Annotated in this window: 1 pseudogene; it reads right to left on the bottom strand. The window is 56.7% G+C overall.

The annotated features are described in order from the left end of the window. A pseudogene (locus HMPREF2954_RS00095) lies at positions 1–2,555 on the bottom strand (hypothetical protein); the annotation flags it as partial.

The following is a 2,555-nucleotide window of genomic DNA, read 5'->3' as shown; positions in this document are numbered from 1 at the left end:
ACTTCGCCGTCGTTGGTATGGAAGAACTTGATACCTTGTTCGTTCATACGGCCTACGGCTTCGATGACGTTGTTGGTCACGTACATGCCTTGGTCTTCGACGTTGTAGGTCACGAGGCTGTAACCGTTGGACTGGGCAATCTTGGTCTCGTTCGTGACGTTGGTCACGTTCGGGTTGTTGCTGTTGTCCACCAGGGTAATGTTTTTGATATTACCCAAGCCTGCTTTGCCGTCTGCTTCGACTGACGGCGGTGCGGTGTTGACGTTGCCGCCGTTGCTGCCGATCAGTTCGTAAACCTGGTGCAGTTGTCCGCCGTTGACGGCATCGGTGCTGCCTGCGGCGACGGTGCCTGCGGCGACGCCGGTCACTTTCTTACCGCCTGCATTGATACCGTCGGCAGTGATGTTGACATCGCCTGCTTTCAGACCGTCTTTACCCAGCGCGACTTTGTCGCCGACGTTGACGCCGTTGTTGTTCACAACGGTATCGCCTGCTTTGACGCTGTCTACTTTCAGGTCTTTGTTGAGGCCGACCTGAATGCCGTTCGCGCCTGCGGTGGTGGTGATGTTGGCATCGCCTTTAACCGCAACGGTATCGCCCAGTTTGTTGGCAACGGTCGTACCGCTGTCGCCTGCGAAGCTGATGCCTTTATTGTCCACCGCGTCTTTCGCCGCGACGCCTTTGGCGATGTCGGCTTTGACGGCTTTAGACAGGTCAACGGCGTAGTCGGTTACGTTGTCGGCGTCTTTGTTGCCTTTGGTTACGACGATGTTGTCGGAACCTGCGGAGATGCTCGCGCCGTCTGCGTTAACAGTGTAAACGGTTTGACCGTTCTTACCTTTTTTACTGGTAACGCTGGCGATGTTGGTACCGGCTTCAACTTCGGTCTTGGCGGCGGCAGTCAGACGGTTCAGCTGTCCGACGTTGGCGGCATCGGTGTCTTTCACACCGGCGGCAACATTACTGATGGCTTTGTTGCCGGCATTGATGCCGTCGGCGGTGATGTTCACATCGCCTGCTTTCAGACCGTCTTTGCCCAGCGCCACTTTGTCGCCGACTTTAACGCCGTCGTTGTTCACAACGGTATCGCCTGCGGTGAAGCTGTCGGCTTTGAGGTTAGGTGCGGTCGCCACTTTGTAAGTGGTGCTGCCGTCGGCATTTTGCTCTGGTGTGACGCCGATGTTGTCGTTGCCGCTGTCCACTTTGGATGTCGCTTTCGCTGCGGCTGCTTTGAGCTGCGCAACGTTCACTGCGTCGGTGTCGTCCGTACCTTTGGCTACGTTGGCAATTTTATTGCCTCCGTTGTTCAGACCGTCTTTGGTCAGGCTGACAGGTTTGCCTGCTTTGCCGTTGCCCACAGTCAGTCCGTTGTCGGTCAGAACGCTGTCGCCTACGGTTACTTTGTCGAAGGAGACGTCGTCTGAAGTCGCTACGGTGATGTGTTTACCGTTGCGGCTGACTTTGACGTTTTTGCCTTCTTTAAAGGTTACGGTGTCGCCTGCGCCGATTTTTTCAGACGAGGTTTCGTCGTTGGCATTCAGGTTCCAGCCTTTGTCGGCAGTTTCTTTGACTGCGGCAATGGCGTCATGGACGTTGTCTTTGCCTGTACCGCCGATGTCGGTGGTGGTGACGTTGCCTTTGTCGTTGGCCGCGTTACCGCCGAGCAGTTTCGCCAGGTTGGCTTGGGCTGCGTTCAACTGCTCTTCGCTTGCGGCTTGGCCTTTAGTGGCAAAGTCCGCACCGCCCAGAGTGGTGTTGCTCAGACCGGAAATCAGACCGGCGGTACCGTCGATCACGAGCGGTTTGTTGCCGTTGCCTGCTTTGCCGACGGTAATCTTGTCGGCCAGCGAGAAGCCGATGCCGTTTTCGTCGGCGCGGGTCAGGATGTTGCCATCGCCTTTGACGCTCAGGCTGTCACCCAGTTTCTTCGCACCGGTCGTGCCGTTGTCGGCGGCAAAGGTCAGGCCTTTGTTGTCCACCGCGTCTTTTGCCGCGACGCCTTTGGCGATGTCGGCTTTGGCTTCGTCAGTCAAATCCAGCGTGTAATCGGTAACACCGTCGGCGTCTTTCGCGCCTTCGCTGACTTTAACCGCGCCGTTAGCCGCCTGGCTGATGGTGGTCTTGTCGGCGTTAACCGTGTACTCGGTGTTGTTGCCGTCCACTTTTTCGCTGACGGTAACGTTCTTACCGGCAACGACGGTGGTGGTTTTTTCGGTGGCGGCGAGTTGTTCGTTCAACTGGGCGACGTTGACGGCGTCGGTGTCTGCCGTACCTTTGGCTACGTTGGCAATCTTGTTGCCGCCGTTGTTCAGACCGGCATTGGTCAGAGACACTTGGCTTGGCGAACCGTCCACACCGATCTTCAGACCTTCTCCGCTCAGCACGCTGTTGCCGGAGATGAAGCTGTCGGCCAGTACGGTAGTAGCGGAAACAGTGCCGAATTCGACATCGTCTTCAGTCTCAACCGTCAGCTCTTTACCGCTGCGTTTCACTCGGATGTTCTTACCTTGTTTCACGGTCACGGTGTCGCCCGCAGCGATTTTTTCGCTGTCGCT

It is taken from the genome of Neisseria sp. HMSC067H09 (genome assembly GCF_001814135.1).
In the GTDB taxonomy this organism is placed as follows: domain Bacteria; phylum Pseudomonadota; class Gammaproteobacteria; order Burkholderiales; family Neisseriaceae; genus Neisseria.
Note: the sequence above shows the minus strand (reverse complement) of the source record. Positions and strands in the feature narration are given on the sequence as shown.